Annotated in this window: 17 protein-coding genes; 7 read left to right on the forward strand and 10 right to left on the reverse strand. The window is 68.9% G+C overall.

The genetic code is table 11. From position 1 onward, the window contains the following. Positions 1-72: 72 nt before the first annotated feature. The 4 genes from OG841_RS20215 to OG841_RS20230 form a co-directional block, all read right to left on the reverse strand. On the reverse strand, positions 73-1,470 hold the full coding sequence (locus OG841_RS20215; protein ID WP_371566378.1) for a hypothetical protein: 1,398 nt from the start codon (positions 1,468-1,470) through the stop codon (positions 73-75). Positions 1,471-2,109: 639 nt separating this feature from the next. Beyond that, positions 2,110-2,436: a DUF1048 domain-containing protein gene (locus OG841_RS20220; RefSeq protein WP_328640234.1), complete on the reverse strand. Its 327-nt coding sequence runs from the start codon at positions 2,434-2,436 to the stop codon at positions 2,110-2,112. 1 nt (position 2,437) lies between these two features. Continuing rightward, positions 2,438-2,794 carry a DUF1048 domain-containing protein gene (locus tag OG841_RS20225; protein ID WP_328640233.1) on the reverse strand — a complete coding sequence of 119 codons (357 nt, stop codon included), beginning with the start codon at positions 2,792-2,794 and terminating at the stop codon, positions 2,438-2,440. Then, positions 2,791-3,117, reverse strand: a complete 327-nt coding sequence (locus OG841_RS20230) for a PadR family transcriptional regulator (protein ID WP_328640232.1) — start codon at positions 3,115-3,117, stop codon at positions 2,791-2,793. The genes OG841_RS20225 and OG841_RS20230 overlap by 4 nt, the downstream gene beginning before the upstream one ends. A 448-nt stretch (positions 3,118-3,565) precedes the next feature. On the opposite strand from OG841_RS20230, the gene OG841_RS20235 reads away from it, so the two are divergent. The 4 genes from OG841_RS20235 (at position 3,566) to OG841_RS20250 (ending at position 7,118) form a co-directional block, all read left to right on the forward strand. Continuing rightward, a complete protein-coding gene (locus OG841_RS20235; protein WP_371566380.1) occupies positions 3,566-5,521 on the forward strand; it encodes an amino acid transporter in 1,956 nt (651 codons plus the stop codon). A gap of 115 nt (positions 5,522-5,636) precedes the next feature. Continuing rightward, positions 5,637-6,155: a hypothetical protein gene (locus OG841_RS20240; RefSeq protein WP_365118137.1), complete on the forward strand. Its 519-nt coding sequence runs from the start codon at positions 5,637-5,639 to the stop codon at positions 6,153-6,155. Positions 6,156-6,216: 61 nt separating this feature from the next. Next, on the forward strand, positions 6,217-6,747 hold the full coding sequence (locus OG841_RS20245; RefSeq protein ID WP_371566381.1) for a GbsR/MarR family transcriptional regulator: 531 nt from the start codon (positions 6,217-6,219) through the stop codon (positions 6,745-6,747). A gap of 26 nt (positions 6,748-6,773) precedes the next feature. After that, positions 6,774-7,118 carry a hypothetical protein gene (locus tag OG841_RS20250; RefSeq protein ID WP_371566382.1) on the forward strand — a complete coding sequence of 115 codons (345 nt, stop codon included), beginning with the start codon at positions 6,774-6,776 and terminating at the stop codon, positions 7,116-7,118. Between the two features lie 186 nt (positions 7,119-7,304). On the opposite strand, the gene OG841_RS20255 is transcribed toward OG841_RS20250, so the two are convergent. Both OG841_RS20255 and OG841_RS20260 read right to left on the reverse strand, forming a co-directional pair. Continuing rightward, on the reverse strand, positions 7,305-7,673 hold the full coding sequence (locus tag OG841_RS20255; protein ID WP_328640227.1) for an amphi-Trp domain-containing protein: 369 nt from the start codon (positions 7,671-7,673) through the stop codon (positions 7,305-7,307). Between the two features lie 62 nt (positions 7,674-7,735). Then, a complete protein-coding gene (locus tag OG841_RS20260) occupies positions 7,736-8,167 on the reverse strand; it encodes a DUF7144 family membrane protein (protein WP_328640226.1) in 432 nt (143 codons plus the stop codon). A gap of 224 nt (positions 8,168-8,391) precedes the next feature. On the opposite strand from OG841_RS20260, the gene OG841_RS20265 reads away from it, so the two are divergent. Beyond that, a complete protein-coding gene (locus OG841_RS20265) occupies positions 8,392-10,008 on the forward strand; it encodes an MFS transporter (RefSeq protein ID WP_371566385.1) in 1,617 nt (538 codons plus the stop codon). Between the two features lie 100 nt (positions 10,009-10,108). Here OG841_RS20265 and OG841_RS20270 read toward each other — a convergent pair whose 3' ends face one another. The 4 genes from OG841_RS20270 to OG841_RS20285 all read right to left on the reverse strand — a co-directional run bounded on the left by OG841_RS20270 (position 10,109) and on the right by OG841_RS20285 (position 13,374). After that, a complete protein-coding gene (locus OG841_RS20270) occupies positions 10,109-10,942 on the reverse strand; it encodes a class II glutamine amidotransferase (protein WP_328640224.1) in 834 nt (277 codons plus the stop codon). A 197-nt stretch (positions 10,943-11,139) separates the two neighbouring features. Continuing rightward, the gene (locus OG841_RS20275) at positions 11,140-11,463 is read right to left on the reverse strand and encodes a hypothetical protein (protein WP_328640223.1); all 324 of its coding nucleotides are present in this window, start codon (positions 11,461-11,463) and stop codon (positions 11,140-11,142) included. Between the two features lie 56 nt (positions 11,464-11,519). After that, a complete protein-coding gene (locus tag OG841_RS20280; protein ID WP_365118153.1) occupies positions 11,520-12,050 on the reverse strand; it encodes a potassium channel family protein in 531 nt (176 codons plus the stop codon). Beyond that, the gene (locus OG841_RS20285; protein WP_371566388.1) at positions 12,040-13,374 is read right to left on the reverse strand and encodes a diacylglycerol/lipid kinase family protein; all 1,335 of its coding nucleotides are present in this window, start codon (positions 13,372-13,374) and stop codon (positions 12,040-12,042) included. The genes OG841_RS20280 and OG841_RS20285 overlap by 11 nt, the downstream gene beginning before the upstream one ends. A gap of 686 nt (positions 13,375-14,060) precedes the next feature. On the opposite strand from OG841_RS20285, the gene OG841_RS20290 reads away from it, so the two are divergent. After that, positions 14,061-14,405 carry a carboxymuconolactone decarboxylase family protein gene (locus OG841_RS20290; RefSeq protein WP_328640220.1) on the forward strand — a complete coding sequence of 115 codons (345 nt, stop codon included), beginning with the start codon at positions 14,061-14,063 and terminating at the stop codon, positions 14,403-14,405. A gap of 102 nt (positions 14,406-14,507) precedes the next feature. Further along, complete coding sequence (locus tag OG841_RS20295) at positions 14,508-14,921, forward strand: SHOCT domain-containing protein (protein ID WP_371566391.1); 414 nt, start codon at positions 14,508-14,510, stop codon at positions 14,919-14,921. Positions 14,922-15,464: the final 543 nt, after the last annotated feature.

A 15,464-nucleotide genomic window follows, 5' to 3' on the forward strand; every position in this document is an offset into this window, starting at 1 on the left:
AGAACTGGGGCACGGAGGGCAGATCACTCTGCGGCGACATCATCAATCTCCTTCCCTGAGCAGCACAGGAACTCAGCGGAACTCGGCCAGCCGTGGCCGCAGCCCGAGCGCGGTCAGCAGCATCGCTGCGAGCAGCAGACCGGCCGCCCACGGCAGCAGACCACTCACCGCCGACCGGCCCGCCCGCACGGACGCCGCGAAGTGGGCCTGATTGATGTCCGTCACCTTGTCCAGTGCGGTCATCCAGGCCCCGAAGTGCGCGTTGGACGTGCCGGGCTCCCAGCCCATGCAGAACTCGGTGGCCTGCCGTTCCTTCCCCGCCGCCACCAGCGCCCGGATCTTCCGGTCGTCGCGCTGATAGACGGCGTACGTCTCCACCGTCTTCTCGGCTGCCGTTCGCTCCCCGGGGAAGGTGATGTTGTCCAGCTCGCGCCGGAACTCGCCGGTGAAGCGCAGGTCGTGGTGGTCGGACTCGTACGCCTTCCAGGTGGTGGCGAGCCCGGCGTCGTACGTGGCTAGGGTCGCGCCCTGGATGCCGTACAGCTTCTGCGACTTGGCTAGGAATGCGCCCGAGTACTGGTCGCGGCGCTGGGGGTCGAGAAGGTAGCGGCTCTCGTCGGCGTTGGCGTCGTAGGCGACGGCCCGGGCACGGGAGAGCGCGACGACGGAGTCGAAGGCGTCGCGGCGGGCGCCCCGCAGCTGGCCGGAGGTGGAGATCAGCATCTGCGCGCCGAGGATCACCGCGAGCAAGGCGCAGACGGTGGCGGCCAGGACGCCGGGGTTGAGGATCCGCCGGAAGCGGCGGACCAGGTACCACTGCACAATGCCGAGCGTGGTGAGCAGCAGGACCCCGAGTGCGACGACTGCGATGAGCCGGCCGGAGAGCGTCGAGCGGGCGGCGGTGTACCGCGTCTCGAAGGAGCCGTCGTTGGACGACACCAGCACGCGTGAAGCGGGCAGGAGCCTGCTCTGCAGGAGGTCCGTAGCCCGGCGGTATTCATCGACCGCGGACGCCTTGCCGCTGCTACGGTCGTCGCTCTCCAGCGCGCGCCCTACGAGTTCCTGGTACTCGGCGAAGTCGTCGGTGAGGGACTCGACCGTCGTCTCGTCGGCCCGGTCCCCCTGCGCCGCGACGGCCAGCGTTCGCAGGTCATGACCGATCCCGCGCCGCGCGTCGCCGTACAAGCCGACCGCCTTCTCGTACGGCGTCTTCAAGCGCCCTTTCCCCGCATCCCCATGGGACAGCAGGATGTTGGCGGCCTGCGCGTCCATGTCGTTGAGGGCGAGGTTGAGATCGGCTGCGCTGGTGGTGCGGGGTGCGTCACGGTCGGCCACGCTGTCCCAGGTGCCGTTCGCGGCAAGCCCGGCGACGAGAAGCAGGACGGCCAGGGCGGCGGTGAGCACAGCCGTGGCCGCTCGCAGGAGACGCAGCCGCGCGGGCACCGTGGCCCAGAAGCGACGGCGCAGCACGGCCCGCGCGGCCGCGGCCTGCTGTCTCAGGCTCGGCCGCGGCCCCGGACCGGGATCGCCCGTCCACGCTCTACCTCCTGGCCGTGGTCCGGGGCCGCTCGGCGGCACGACCACCTTTCGCGGTGGCCGTGCGCCACCCTCCTGAGGTGTCCGCGCTGTGCCGGCCGTGATCGTCACGGTCCCTCCCAGGTCCCGCCGCGGACGGTTACCCGTCCCCCGTCGCCGATCAGTCTGCGACCGTATCCGGCCACCGGCGGCTGGCCTTGATGCCTCCCTGACGGTTCCTCAGGGTTGTTTGACGGGACGTTGACGGCACGCAGGCGAGAGCCGTGCGAGTGCCGCACATTCCTTGCCGGACCGGTCAGTTACGACGTCGACCACGATCGGTGCTCCACCTGGCGCCAACACAGCGCGAGAGCCACCACGGGCTGACCTCAGCCGTAGATCCGCGGGGCGGGAACAGGGCGCACCGGCACGTGACGACAGCGTCGGATCAGGATCGTTACGAGACCCGGGTCGAAGAGCCATGCCGGCGAGGTCGACCCCTGTAACTGCGCCATCGGCCGACGCCTGTTCGCGCTGCGCCGAGGTGCACGAACCGCGCGTGCCGGCTACGCCGCCGGCATGGGGCGGCGGGCGTCACTTCTCGGCCATGCCTGATCCCCCGCTGAGGGATTCCTGGTAGACCTCCGCATAGGTGGGAGAGTCCTTGACCAGGTCGTCGCAGAACACGGCGACGTCGTTGCCGACGAGTTCCAAGACCCCCTTGCCCGCGGCGACGCCCTCCTCGAAGAAGTCGACGATCCCGGGGAGCAGGGGTCCGTCAGACAGGTCGATCGGTCCGACCTTGAACAGGTACCTCTGCATCTCCTTGTAGACGATCCGGTAGTCCGGCGGGAGCGCCTTGACCCGGGCCATGTGTGTCCGCCACTGCTTCTTGCCCTCGATGATGTCTTGGATGCCCACGTCAGCCTCCCAGCCGGCTCAATTTCTTTGCGACGTTCCTGTTCAGCTGCTCGCGCCACCGGTCGCGATAGGTTCGAGCCCCTTCGCCCCCCGCCAGCGCGGTGCAAAAACCTCCGATGTCGTCGCCGAGCACCTCCTGGACACTCTGTCCGTCCACCGCCGCCATTTCGAGCAGCCCCAGGCCGGCGTCGAGGATCGGCATCAGGTTGCGGCCGGTGAAGTCCCCGTAGGGGAAGAGGTGGGCGACGACCTGCCCCCACGCCGCCCGGTAGTCGTCCGGCAGGGCCTCGGCTCGGGCTTCGAACGCCTTCCATTCCCTGGTGAGATCGCTGCCTGTGATGGTCTCCCAGAAGGTCATCTCCCGCTCTCCTTGAGCCTGTTAATGCGTGATGAGACGTACTGCCATTTCGCCCAGAACTTCGCGAGTTCTTCGTGTCCGGCTTCGTTGAGCGCGTAGAACTTGCGCGGCGGACCGACCCCGGATGGTCGTTTCGTCACCTGGACGAGTCCGTTCCTCTCCAGTCGTAGCAAGATCGTGTACACCGTCCCCTCGATGACGTCGGCGAAGCCGAGCTCGTTCAGCTGACGGGTGATGGCGTACCCGTAGGTTTCCTCGCTGCCGATGATTTCGAGCACGCATCCTTCGAGCGTGCCCTTCAGCATCTCCGTCAGGTCGTCCATCGCGATTCCTCCTCAGCCCTCGGTACTGCGTGCTACCGAGTACCGCTACACGGTATCACCGAGTAGCGGAGGAGTCGCAGTATCCCGGGCGGGCGCGGACCTCGGACCGATCCACGAGGAGCCAGGCCCCGCAGCGGCGGCCACCCCATCGGCCCGGATCCGTCATGGGCGGGGGCTGCGCGACCACGAGGGTCGGCGTACGAGATGACGCTGGGTGCACGCCCCTGATCCCGGAACCATCCCCCGTACGGCCCAACCCGTTCCCATGCGCCCGAAACGTCCCTACTTGATGTGCCCGCGGACGCTTCCGTGGTCGGTCTTAACGCAAGCTTGACGCCGTCGCATGCCCCATCCGTGGGCCCCTGCGTCACGCTCTGCATACGCTGGTGCCGCCGTCCGCGTGATGGCCGGAACCCGACGCCGAGCCGCACATCAGGAGAGCAAGCCGATGGCCACCACCGAGCACCCGCCGTCGAGCCGTCTGCGGACATGGATGCTTCAGGGCCTGTCCGACATGGGCAAGCAGGGCGGCCACACGGGACCGCACGCCCAGCCGGAGCCCCCGCACAAGGGCCAGCGCTGGTGGCGCGTGATGTGTCTGACCGGTGTGGACTATTTCTCCACCCTCGGCTACCAGCCGGGCATCGCGGCCCTGGCGGCCGGTCTGCTGTCGCCGGTCGCGACCATCGTGCTCGTGATAGTCACCCTGGCCGGCGTCCTGCCGGTCTACCGACGCGTCGCCGAGGAGAGCCCGCACGGCGAGGGCTCGATCGCGATGCTGGAGCGGCTGTTGACCTTCTGGAAGGGCAAGCTGTTCGTCCTGACCCTGCTGGGCTTCGCCGCCACCGACTTCCTGATCACCATCACGCTCTCGGCGGCGGACGCCTCGACCCACCTGGTCGAGAACCCGCATCTGACCAGCACTCTGCACGACAAGCAGATGCTGATCACCCTGATCCTCGTGGCTCTGCTCGGCGCGGTGTTCCTCAAGGGCTTCCTGGAGGCCATCGGCGTCGCGGTCGCCCTGGTGGCCGTCTACCTCACGTTGAACATCGTGGTGGTCATCGTCGGCGTGTGGCACGTCGCCACCGCCGGCCACGTGATCACCGACTGGTCCAGCGCGCTGACCGCCGAGCACGGCAACGTCTTCGCCATGGTCGGCGTGGCGCTCCTGGTCTTCCCCAAGCTCGCGCTCGGCCTGTCCGGCTTCGAGACCGGCGTCGCCGTCATGCCGCACGTGCAGGGAGATGAGGGCGACACGGAGGAGGACCCCCGGGGCCGTATCCGCGACACGAAGAAGCTGCTGACGGCCGCCGCTCTCATCATGAGCGTCTTCCTGATCACCACCAGCTTCATCACGACACTGCTGATCCCGGAGAAGGAGTTCGAGTCCGGCGGCCAGGCCAACGGACGCGCCCTCGCCTACCTGGCCCATGAATACCTGGGCGGCGCCTTCGGCACGGTCTACGACGTCTCGACGATCGCGATCCTGTGGTTCGCGGGCGCCTCGGCGATGGCCGGCCTGCTGAACCTGATGCCGCGCTATCTGCCCCGCTACGGCATGGCCCCGCACTGGGCACGGGCCGTCCGCCCGATGGTCATCGTGTTCACGCTCGTCGGCTTCCTCGTCACGTGGATCTTCGACGCGGACGTGGACGCGCAGGGTGGCGCGTACGCCACTGGCGTGCTCGTCCTGATGTCCTCCGCCGCGATCGCCGTGACCATCGCCGCCCGCCGCGCCCAGCAGCGGGGCTGGACCATCGGCTTCGCCGTCGTCTCGGCGGTCCTGCTCTACGTCACCGTCGCGAACGTCGTCGAACGCCCCGACGGCGTCAAGATCGGCGCCTGCTTCATCGCCGGCATCATCCTCATCTCCCTGCTCTCCCGCCTGGCCCGTGCCTTCGAGCTCCGCGTCACCAGTGTCACGCTGGACGACATGGCGGAACGATTCGTCCGAGACATGGCCAGTCGCAAGATGCGCTTCATCGCCAACGAGCCGGACCAGCGCGACAAGGCCGAGTACCGCGACAAGATCGAGCAGATACGGGCCGACAACGACATGCCGGAGCAGGAGGACTTCGTCTTCGTCGAGGTGACGGTGACGGACCCCTCCGAGTTCGAGGCGAGCCTGACCGTACGCGGCGAGGTCCTCCACAACCGCTACCGCGTGCTCACTCTGGAGTCCTCCTCCGTCCCCAACGCCCTCGCCGCGCTGCTCCTCCACGTCCGTGATTCGACGAACTGCACCCCGCACATGTACTTCGAGTGGACCGAGGGCAGCCCTTTCGCCAACTTCCTGCGGTTCTTCCTCTTCGGCCAGGGCGAGGTCGCCCCGGTCACCCGAGAGGTCCTGCGCGAGGCGGAACCGGACCGCGCCCGCCGCCCACGCGTCCACACCGGCTGAATCACCGGCTGGACACGACGCCAGCGTCAGGAGCCCGTCAGGATTCACCCGCACGGCGTCAGGACCCCGTCAGGGACCGCCGCCAGGACCCGCACAGCCGCATAGCGTCAGCGCTATGACACGGATGGACCGGCGGGTCCTGGCCGGTGACCGCCACTGGCGGGGCAGCGCCCGACTGGCGGCGATCTGCGCCCTGCTGTTCTGCGCCCTCTCCCTGCTCGTGGACTGGGACGCCGGCACCCTGACGCTCCTGCGAGCTCTGCTGTGGCTGACCTTGTCCGCCACCGTCTTCGCCGTCCTGCTCCCGCCCCAGGTGACGGCGGGCCCCGGATGGCTGGAGGTACGCACACCCTGGCGCAGGCGCATCGTGCGTACCGACGCGCTGGTGGCCGTACGGCAGTACAGCGGCGTGTCAGCACACCTGGTCCTGCGCGACACCCACGGCGGGCGCCTGGAACTCGACCCCCGCGTCCTCGCCGCCAACCCCCTGATCTGGCACGAGCTCGACACCGGCGTCCACCGATCCGTCGACCGCGGCACGCTCCTCCAGGGCACGGACGTCCTGGGACAGCTCGGTCACCGGATCGACGACGAGACCGCGCGAGCGGTTCTGAGGACCTCCGGACTCTCCTGACCAGAAGGCTGAAATGACACAAATAATTGTCATCTCAGCAAAAAGTGCTATCTTCGAAGGCGTGCCGAACGACGCCCACCTACTCTTCGCCGACCACGTCGGCCGCTTCTACGCCCGCCAGTACGGCTTCCCGCCCATGGCCGGACGCCTGCTGGGCCACCTCTTCGTCTGCGACCCGCCGCAACAGTCGATCGACGAACTGGCGGAAGCCCTGCTGGCGAGCCGCAGCGCCATCACCGGCGCCGTAAAACTGCTGGAGAACTACGGGATCGCTCGGCGTACCCGCACCGCCGGTGAGCGCATGGACCGGGTCAGCTTGAACCCGGACAGCCAACAGCCGCAGAACTTCGACGCCGCCCTCCACCAAGAACACGCCACGCTGTTCCGGGAGGGCCTGGCGCTCCTCACCGACGCCCCGCCGGAGCGCCGCGCCCCGCTGGAGGAGATGGTCGCGCTGGCCGAATTCCTCGCCGAACGCCTGCCCCAGCTGGTCGATGAGTGGCAGGCGCACCGAGACGAGTTGCGCACCTCGGGAAGACTCCCCACCCCAGGTGATCAGCCACCCCAGAGCCCTGGGCCGACCGGTCCGTAACTGACACCACGGAAGAGGCGCTCCTCATGACGGAACCCGACCTGTCCGCCCTGCGGGAACGTGCCGCACACGGTGACGCCGACGCAACCGCTCAGCTGATCGAACTCGCCACCGAACGCGGCGACCTCAACGAACTGCGCGGCCTCGCGGACGCAGGCAGCGCCGATGCGACCGACGAACTCATCCAACTCGCCTCGGAACAAGGCAACATCGAAGAGCTACGACACCTCTCGGACAGCGGCAACGCGACGGCCACCGACCAGTTGATCGAACTCGCCACCGAGCAGGACAACATGAACGAGCTGCGACGCCTCGCCGACCGGGGCAACATCACCGCAGCCGAGCAACTCGGGGAACTCACCGCCGAGTGATCACGCAGCCGCCCCTTCGGTCCGGGAAGCGGCGTGAACACGAGGCCCGCGACTGGGCGCCTCCGATCCAGCCGCCCTTGAAGTCGATGTCCTCGACGGCGAAGCCGAAGACCCACATTGGCGCCGTGCAGATGTTCGTGCAGCTGGCCCCGCCCATACCGCCGGCCACGACGGGACGTCCGCGACTCAGGACGTTTTCGTGGCGGACCGCTTCGCGCTTTTTCTTCCTTCGGTGCCCATGCTGCTGCGCCCTGGCTCTGCGGCCACGCTCTCTCGCGTAGTGGCCTCGTCCGTGCCTGCGGCGGTCCGCGACGGCTCTGTCCGGGGCGTCACGGTCGGCCACTTGAGCTCGATCTCCAGTTCGATCTCCCCGTCACCGATCTCGACCTCGATCTCGCTGCGAAGGTCGTCGGGGACCCGCAGGCTCAGCGTTCCCGGGCTGAGCTCCAGTTCGGCGTCCCCGCCTTCCCTCAGTGCGGCTGCGAGCGCCGTGAGCTGGTCGGCCGCCTCACGGCGGGACAGCGACCGCTTCTGCTCGATCTTGAGGTCCTTCATCGGTGTCTCCGTCCGTATACGGCCGGGGTGTCGGGCCGCACCTCAAGGTCGGCCGTGCTTCATCACTCCGACGGACTGGGGGCGGCACACAGCGCCCAGATCACGAAGCCGTTGACGGCGATCAGGACGATGGCCCAGACCGGCGCGTAGGGGAGCCACAGGAAGTTCGCGAACATGGCCAGGCCGGCCACCGCCACGCCGACGACCCTGGCCCAGGTGGCACCCTGGAAGAGGGCCGCACCCGCGAGTGTGATGACCACACCCACAATCAGATGGATCCACCCCCATGAGGTGAGATCGAAGGCGTAGGCGTAATTGCGGGTGGTCACGAACACATCGTCCTCGGCGATGGCCGCGATCCCCTCGAAGATCATCATCAGGCCACCGAACACCATCAGGACGGCGGCGAAGACCACCCAGCCGCTTCCCGCCCCGGTCCTCTCCGAACTCCGCGCCGCCTCACCTGAGTGGGTCCCACTCACATGACTGGCCATTGTCGGCTCCTAGGTGTCGTACGGCCCCGCACGGCCGCGCATTCACGTTCGGCCAGTCGGGCTACTTCCACTCTCTGCCGACCGGGGTCACTACGCACCTCGAGGTGTGCGGACAGCGCTGCACGACAAGCAGTTGACGGCCCATCCTCACGTGACTACGCCAACCGGTCGACCTCCGGGGCGGGTCGCGGATCGCCCTTTGGGGCGGCTGGGACGATGCGCGGATGGCATCCAGGACAAAAAACGCCGAGAGTCCGCCGAAGGCGCGAATCGTCCTGCTGGCCCTCGCGGCAGGTCAGTTCCTCATGGCGCTCGACAGTTCGGTCATGAACGTCTCGATCGCGACGGTGGCCGAAGACTTGGGCACGACGGTGACAGGTGTCCAGGGCGCCATCACGGCCTACACCCTCGTGATGGCCATGTTCATGATCCCCGGCGGCAAGGTGGGGGCGCTGATCGGCCGCAAACGCGCGTTCATGATCGGCTGCGGCATCTACGGCTGCGGCTCCCTCACCACGGCGCTCGCACCGAACCTGCCCGTGCTGCTGCTCGGCTGGTCGTTCCTCGAGGGGATCGGTGCGGCACTCATCCTGCCCGCGATCGTGGCGCTCGTGGCGAGCAACTTCGCCACCGAACGCCGTCCCGCCGCCTACGGTCTCGTCGCGGCCGCGGGGGCCGTGGCGATCGCGGTCGGGCCGCTCATCGGGGGTGTCGCGACGACGTACTTCTCCTGGCGGTGGGTCTTCGCCGGAGAGGTCCTGGTGGTCCTCGGCATCCTGGTGCTCGCCGGCCGCATCGCCGATGCGCCGGTCGGCGAACGCCCTCGCATCGATCTCGTCGGCGCCGTGCTGTCCGCGCTCGGGCTCGGGGTCTTCGTCTACGGCGTCCTGCGTTCGGACGAGTGGGGCTGGTTCCAGCCCAAGCCCGACGCGCCCTCGTGGCTCGGGATCTCGCTGGTCGTGTGGCTGATGCTGGCCGGTCTGCTGCTGGTCTGGCTCTTCCTCCGCTGGGAGGCCCGCATGGTGAAGCGACGCAGGGAGCCACTCGTCGACCCGGCCATGCTGCACAACAAGCAGCTCACCGGCGGACTGACGATGTTCTTCTTCCAGTACCTCGTCCAGATGGGCGTCTTCTTCGTCGTACCGCTCTATCTGTCGGTCGCCCTGGGCCTGTCCGCGCTCAAGACCGGCGCCCGCCTCCTGCCGCTCTCCCTGACACTGCTGGCGGCCGCCATCCTGATCCCCCGCTACCTCCCGGACGTCTCGCCCCGGCGGGTGGTGCGGCTCGGGGTTCTGGCGTTGCTCGCGGGCGCGGTCGTCCTGATGGCCGCGCTCGACGCGGACGCCGGCGCGGAAATCGTCACCATCCCCCTGCTGTTGATCGGGCTGGGCATGGGCGCGCTGGCGTCCCAGCTCGGGTCGGTCACCGTGTCCGCGGTGCCCGAAGCAGAGAGTGCGGAAGTCGGCGGCGTGCAGAACTCCGTCACCAACCTGGGCGCCTCGATCGGCACGGCGCTCGCCGGGTCGATCTTGATCGCCGCGATGACGTCTTCCTTCCTCACCAGCGTGGAGCAGAACCCGGAGATCCCGGCCGAGGTCAAGAGCCAGGCGACCGTCGAACTCGAAAGCGGCGTACCGTTCCTGTCGGACGCCCAGCTCGAGTCCGCGCTCGACGACGCGGGCACGAGCAAGACGGTGACCGAAGCGGCACTCGACGCGAACGAAAAAGCCAGGATCGACGGACTGCGCGCCGCCCTCGCCATCCTCGCCTTCGCCGCTCTCCTCGCGATGTTCTTCACCTCACGGATCCCCAAGACCCAGCCCCGTTCGGTGGGGTCGTAGCCCCAGGACGGCCGCAACCAAGCCGTCCCTGCCTCACCGGACCGGGGGCGGTGCGTCCGGGAGCCGGCGCGGCCAGACGGCATATCCGGAGCACGGGGCCCTACACGGGTTGCGGGGCGAAGGGGAGCAGGTTGTCCCCTCCGGACCGCACAATGCCGTAGCTGCCCTCGGGGACCTCGTTCCAGACGCCGGGCAGATCGCCCAATGGCTCGGACACGATGAGGCGGGTCTCGTCGGACACCTCCTGCAGGAACTCTATGTCGGGGTGGAGTGCCCGGAGCGCCTCAACCTGGGTGCTGTAGTACAGCGAGCGGGAGGCTCCCTGACTGGAGTAGCGGAAGGCCCACATCTGCTGCCCGTCGGTCACGGCGACCGTCATCTGCATGGGGAACTCCACCCCGTGCTCATGACCGGTCCGTTCCACCATGCCGACCATGCGGGCGACGGCACCCGGCGGGTCCTGTTCCAGGCCGAAGGTGAGTGCCAGGTAGAACATCATCTCGGAGTCCGTCGAGCCCTCGATGTCGAGGAAGAGCTCCGGGTCGACCACCAGGGCGAGATCGCGCCGTAGCCGGTGGAAGTCGGTGATCCCGCCGTTGTGCATCCACATCCAGCGGCCGTGGCGGAACGGGTGGCAGTTGGTCTGCTGCACCGGGGTACCGGTCGAGGCCCGGATGTGGGCGAAGAACAGCGGGGAGCGGACGTGGTCGGCGATCTCCCGCAGATTGCGGTTGCTCCATGCCGGGCCGGTGTCCCGGAAGACTGCGGGGGTGCCGTTGTCCGGTGTGTACCAGCCGACGCCGAACCCGTCGCCGTTGGTCGTCTCGACCCCCATCCGGGAGTGCAGGCTCTGGTCGATCAGCGAGTGGTCCGGTTTGTAGAGCACGGTGTCGAGGAGGACAGGGGTTCCTGTGTAGGCGAGCCAGCGGCACATGGGCTACCACCTTCCTGGTGTTCGGAACCACGCCCGTCGCAGGGGCGTCGTTCCCTGACGCAGGCACGGCGACTGCTCCGTCAGGATGACCCCCACTGTGAGCCGCCGAGTGCGCCTCCGCATCACCCGGGACAGGTGAGTGCCCGGCACGGCTGACCGCCACCGGGGACCAGACACGCCTGAGCGCGGGAAGGACGTCACTCGCCCCTCCGGTGGTTCCAGAGCGCGAAGACCAGGGCCACGATCGCGCCGCGGACTCCGCCGCGCGGTGGGCTTACGGCCATCAGGTCCGCACCGGCCGCGTGGGCACCTGGACGCAGGCCCACCGCCACCGGATCGCCCTGACCGCCCTGCTGTGCCCCGATCGCGATCACGACACCGAGCACGATCGCCGTGCGCAGGCTGACCTTCAGGAAGTGCAGCAGGGTGTCGAAGACGGCCGCTGCGGCGGCCTCCGACTGGACCTGGGGCGGCAGATGATCGAGGTAGTAGCGGCGGACGACGACCAGGACGATCACCACGACCAGGCAGGCGAAGGCCGCACCGAGTCACGGTCAGCCAGACCGTTCGAGCACCGTCACTTGGCTTTCGGGTCCTGTCGCCGTTGGCCGGTCTCGACGGCCTTGACGACTACCCGGGCCGCGACCCCGACGAGCAGGAGCCCGCCGACCATCTGGATCATCGTCATGACGCGGGCCGTTTCGGTGCGGGCGGTGATGTCGCCGAAGCCGACGGTGCTGATCACGGTGAACGTGAAGTACAGGGCGTCGGTACGGGTGAGGGGCTCGGTGAAGCTGCCGGGTGTGGCCCGCTCCAGCAGGAAGTACGAGGTGGCGAAGAGGAGCGCGAACAGCGTGACGAGGGCGGCGAGCGACTCCACGGCCCGCAACTGGGGGTAATGGGAACGGGCGATCGCACGGACCTGCCAGAGGAACAGGGCCGTCAGAACGAGCAGACCGAGGACGAGTACGGCTATCGTGCCCGCGTCGAACGACCCGTCCATGGGCAGCAGGTAGTAGCCGACGATCAGTCCGGTCGCCATGCCGATCGACCGGGCCAGCGCCGACAGGGTCGCCCGACGGCCTGGCCGCGAAAGGTCACCCGTCATGTCCCGCGGCCCTCCGGATCGTCGTCAGGGCCAGCCGCCGCACCCGGTGCCAGTCCATCGCAGGTCTGCCGCGCGGCACGCCGGGGCGTTCGCGGGGGACCCGCACGCGCAGAGCGCGCGGGCGGATCCGGCACCGGACCGGGGTCGCCAGGGTGAGGGCCTCGCCGTCCACGCCGACGGGGACCGTATCGGCATCGGCATCGACGACGACTTCCTGCGCGGTCAGTTGCGCGAGCCCGGCCGCCCGGTGCCCGCGGAGCATCCCCGCCGCCTGCGCCGCGCTGTCGACCTTCACGCCCAGCACCCCGAGGACGCCGGAGTCCAGCCGCTCCCGGTGACCCAGCCCCGCCGGGTCGTCCGTCCGGTACGGGTTGTTGCTGACCAGTACGGCCTGCGGCTGCTCGACGGTCACGCCCTCCGCGCGCACGGTGAGGCGCGGGCCGTGCTGGTGCGTCAACAGATCGGGCAGCATCTGCACGGTGGTGCGGGCCTTGTCGTCGCGGTAGGCGGGGCTCTGCACCACGGATGCATAGGCGCCGAACGAGGCGTTGTTGACGAACACGCGGTCGTTGATGGTGCCCAGGTCAATGCGGAGTTCGACGCCGTCGGTGAGGGCGTCGAGACACTTCGACGGGTCGTCCCTGTCCAGCCCGAGGTCCAGGGCGAAGTGGTTGCGGGTGCCGGCGGAGATGACCATGAACGGCAGGTCGCGCTCCGCGGCCACGGCCGCGACGAGGGCCTGTGTGCCGTCGCCTCCCGCGACGCCGAGCAGGTCGGCGCCCTCGTCGGCGGCCCGGCGGGCGAGCGCGGCCACGTCCTGCCGGTTCGTCACGTCCAGGACGCGGACCTCGGCGCCGAGTGCCTCGGCCTTCTCCCGCAGCCGGAACCGGCCGACCTTGCCGCCGCCGGAGCGCGGGTTCATGATCAGGTAGGCGTGCCGCGGCGGCGCCAGTGGGCGTTGCGGGGCCTGTGCCGGGGCCGCGTCGGCGCCTGCCAGCGCGACCCTGCCGCAGAAGACGGCCAGAACCCACAGCGCGAGCGAGACGAGCACCACCCACAGCAGCCCGGCCGCCACGTAGAGCACGATGACGACGGCGGGGGCGGCGAAGGCCAGCACCCCGGCCAGCACCCTGACCAGGCCCGTGTGGACGAGCGCCCACCACACGCCCGCCGCCGTCACCGCCAGCCCGGCGGCCCCCACGAGGATGAGCAGCAGGCTGTCGAGCCCGCCGAACAGCAGCAGCACGATGACCGCCCCGATGCCCGCGGTCACAGCCAGGCGTGCGGCCCAGCGTGGCGCGAGCGCGGAACGGCTACCGGACATGTCGACCTCCCACGGGCCTCCCACGGGCGTGGTGCGCTCGGACGGACCATGCCACCGTGCTTCCGCCCCATCCGCATCACCCGCCCCGGGTGATACTCCGGACCGAGCGGCCGCCCTCGCACCGGCGGAGCGGTCCTCGCGCGGGCCGGTGGGTATGTGGCCCGATCCGTGGCGGCTCGGTCGACGATCAGCGGTCGGTCACCTGCGTCAGGACGTCCGGAGTCGGGCGAGCAGCACTTCGTGTGTCAGGCGTCTGGCGCGAGTCCTCCGCTTCCGGAAGCAGCCCAGCACGGCGAGGGAACCGCACCCGCTGCGCGGTCCGGCTCGTTGGCGCCAGGTGGGCATGCTCAGCCGTAGCGGCGTTCTCCGTACGGCGGCTCGGGACCGGCATGCCGGGAGACATCAGCGGGGGAAGGTCCACGGCTTCCACCGTCGTCTCCTCAGCGGCTGCCGAAGGTTCAGGTCTTTCTGGCCACGACCGGCCCGTCGACGGACCTCCTCCGAGCGCAGGCGAACTCGTCGTCCCTCGTGCTGCTCCTCCTCGCGTTCCTCGGCGCAGCTTCCGAGGCACCGAAGTACCCGGCCGCCTGCGCCCGGACGATCACCCCTTCCGGGTGAGGCGGTCCGCGGCAGGCCCAGCTCTCATGAAGGTGCACGACACCACGCCTATGAAGGGAACTTGAACCATGACCCAGAAAGAGACAGGCGCCAAAGGTGTCGCCGCCCTCGCCGAAGCGGACGCCCCCGTATTCGAGACACTCGTCCAGATGACCCTCGACACCTTCGAGCGTTCAGGGCTGGACGAGGAAACGTATCTGCTGGCACGCATCGCCGCCCTGGTGGCGATGGATGCCTCCGCACCCTCCTATCTCCTCAACATCGGCACCGCCGCGGAAGTCGGCGTGCCGCTGGAGAAGGTTCAGGGAACGCTCGTGGCGATCGCCCCCGTGGTGGGCAGCGCCCGGGTCGTGTCCGCCGCCCGCGCCATCGGCGAAGCCTTCGGGCTCGACATCAGCACCGAGGACGAATAGCAGCAAGGCGACCGGGACCGCCCGTGAGTCCCACCCGCCTTCAGTTGGGACTCACGGGCGGTCCCGCCGGGGTCCCGGCGGACGACACCCAGAGGAGAAGCGATGAGCAGCAGCATGAACCTCGCCTACGACTTTCCCGTCCTGGGGGCCTTCTGGGCGATCATGTGGTTCTTCCTGTGGATCATGTGGTTCGTCCTGCTTTTCCGCGTCGTCGTGGACGTCTTCCGTGACGACGACCTGAGCGGATGGGCCAAGAGCGGATGGCTCCTCTTCGCCATCGTCCTCCCCTTCCTGGGCGTCTTCGTCTACGTCATCGCCCGGGGCAAGGACATGGGCAAGCGCGAACAGCGTCACGCCAGAGCCAAGCAGGAGCAGACGGAGCGGTACATCCGCGAGACCGCAGGCAGCGCGGAAACCAGCGAGGCGGACGAACTCGCCAAGCTCTCCGAGATCCGCGCCAGGGGCGACATCACCGACGAGGAGTACCGCCGGGCCAAAGAGAAGGTCCTCCACTGACCGGGGTGTGCCCGCGGTGCGGAGCCCGGCGGGAATCGACGGCCCGACCGTACCCAACTGCCGTCTGCAGGAATGGACCTGGGCGGGGAACATGCCGTTCCGCCGCTGCAAGAGGGCCGCACTTCCGCGGTGGCGCCGGCCATCCGCTCCTCATGTGTGGCGGCCGTCTGCCATCAGGACACGAGACGAGGTGGGCGCCCAGTGCGCCCACCTCGTCGACCTGACGTCCACCTTCCTCTTCCTCGACGTCCTCGGCGTCGAACAGCCCGAAACCAGCAGGGATTTGACCCGCCCCCCCCCGGACTCGGCCACTGACCGTCGACCACGAATGACGGCGCGCCGTCCGACGGCAGCGAGGTCACCGTGAGGCCGTACGGCCGGATTGCTCCCACTCGCCGGTAGCGCAATCCAGGCATATGTTGTAGATAGTGGCCAATCGGACTGGCGTGACCAGGGTTGAACCGTCTGCTTCGGCAACTGATCGGCTCCGAGTTCGGCGTCAACCGCAAGGCCCACGCCTTGGGTTGACACCCATGCCGTCAA

The sequence above is a fragment of the Streptomyces canus genome (genome assembly GCF_041435015.1).
GTDB classification, from domain to species: domain Bacteria; phylum Actinomycetota; class Actinomycetes; order Streptomycetales; family Streptomycetaceae; genus Streptomyces; species Streptomyces canus_G.

What these genes read in the sequence shown, in the direction of transcription:
- OG841_RS20225 (WP_328640233.1), bottom strand. Translation starts at nt 2,794, where the DNA reads ATGACCTTCTGGGAGACCATCACAGGCAGCGATCTCACCAGGGAATGG.
- OG841_RS20230 (WP_328640232.1), bottom strand. Translation starts at nt 3,117, where the DNA reads ATGGACGACCTGACGGAGATGCTGAAGGGCACGCTCGAAGGATGCGTG.
- OG841_RS20235 (WP_371566380.1), top strand. Translation starts at nt 3,566, where the DNA reads ATGGCCACCACCGAGCACCCGCCGTCGAGCCGTCTGCGGACATGGATG.
- OG841_RS20240 (WP_365118137.1), top strand. Translation starts at nt 5,637, where the DNA reads ATGACACGGATGGACCGGCGGGTCCTGGCCGGTGACCGCCACTGGCGG.
- OG841_RS20250 (WP_371566382.1), top strand. Translation starts at nt 6,774, where the DNA reads ATGACGGAACCCGACCTGTCCGCCCTGCGGGAACGTGCCGCACACGGT.
- OG841_RS20255 (WP_328640227.1), bottom strand. Translation starts at nt 7,673, where the DNA reads ATGAAGGACCTCAAGATCGAGCAGAAGCGGTCGCTGTCCCGCCGTGAG.
- OG841_RS20260 (WP_328640226.1), bottom strand. Translation starts at nt 8,167, where the DNA reads ATGGCCAGTCATGTGAGTGGGACCCACTCAGGTGAGGCGGCGCGGAGT.
- OG841_RS20265 (WP_371566385.1), top strand. Translation starts at nt 8,392, where the DNA reads ATGGCATCCAGGACAAAAAACGCCGAGAGTCCGCCGAAGGCGCGAATC.
- OG841_RS20270 (WP_328640224.1), bottom strand. Translation starts at nt 10,942, where the DNA reads ATGTGCCGCTGGCTCGCCTACACAGGAACCCCTGTCCTCCTCGACACC.
- OG841_RS20280 (WP_365118153.1), bottom strand. Translation starts at nt 12,050, where the DNA reads ATGACGGGTGACCTTTCGCGGCCAGGCCGTCGGGCGACCCTGTCGGCG.
- OG841_RS20285 (WP_371566388.1), bottom strand. Translation starts at nt 13,374, where the DNA reads ATGTCCGGTAGCCGTTCCGCGCTCGCGCCACGCTGGGCCGCACGCCTG.
- OG841_RS20290 (WP_328640220.1), top strand. Translation starts at nt 14,061, where the DNA reads ATGACCCAGAAAGAGACAGGCGCCAAAGGTGTCGCCGCCCTCGCCGAA.
- OG841_RS20295 (WP_371566391.1), top strand. Translation starts at nt 14,508, where the DNA reads ATGAGCAGCAGCATGAACCTCGCCTACGACTTTCCCGTCCTGGGGGCC.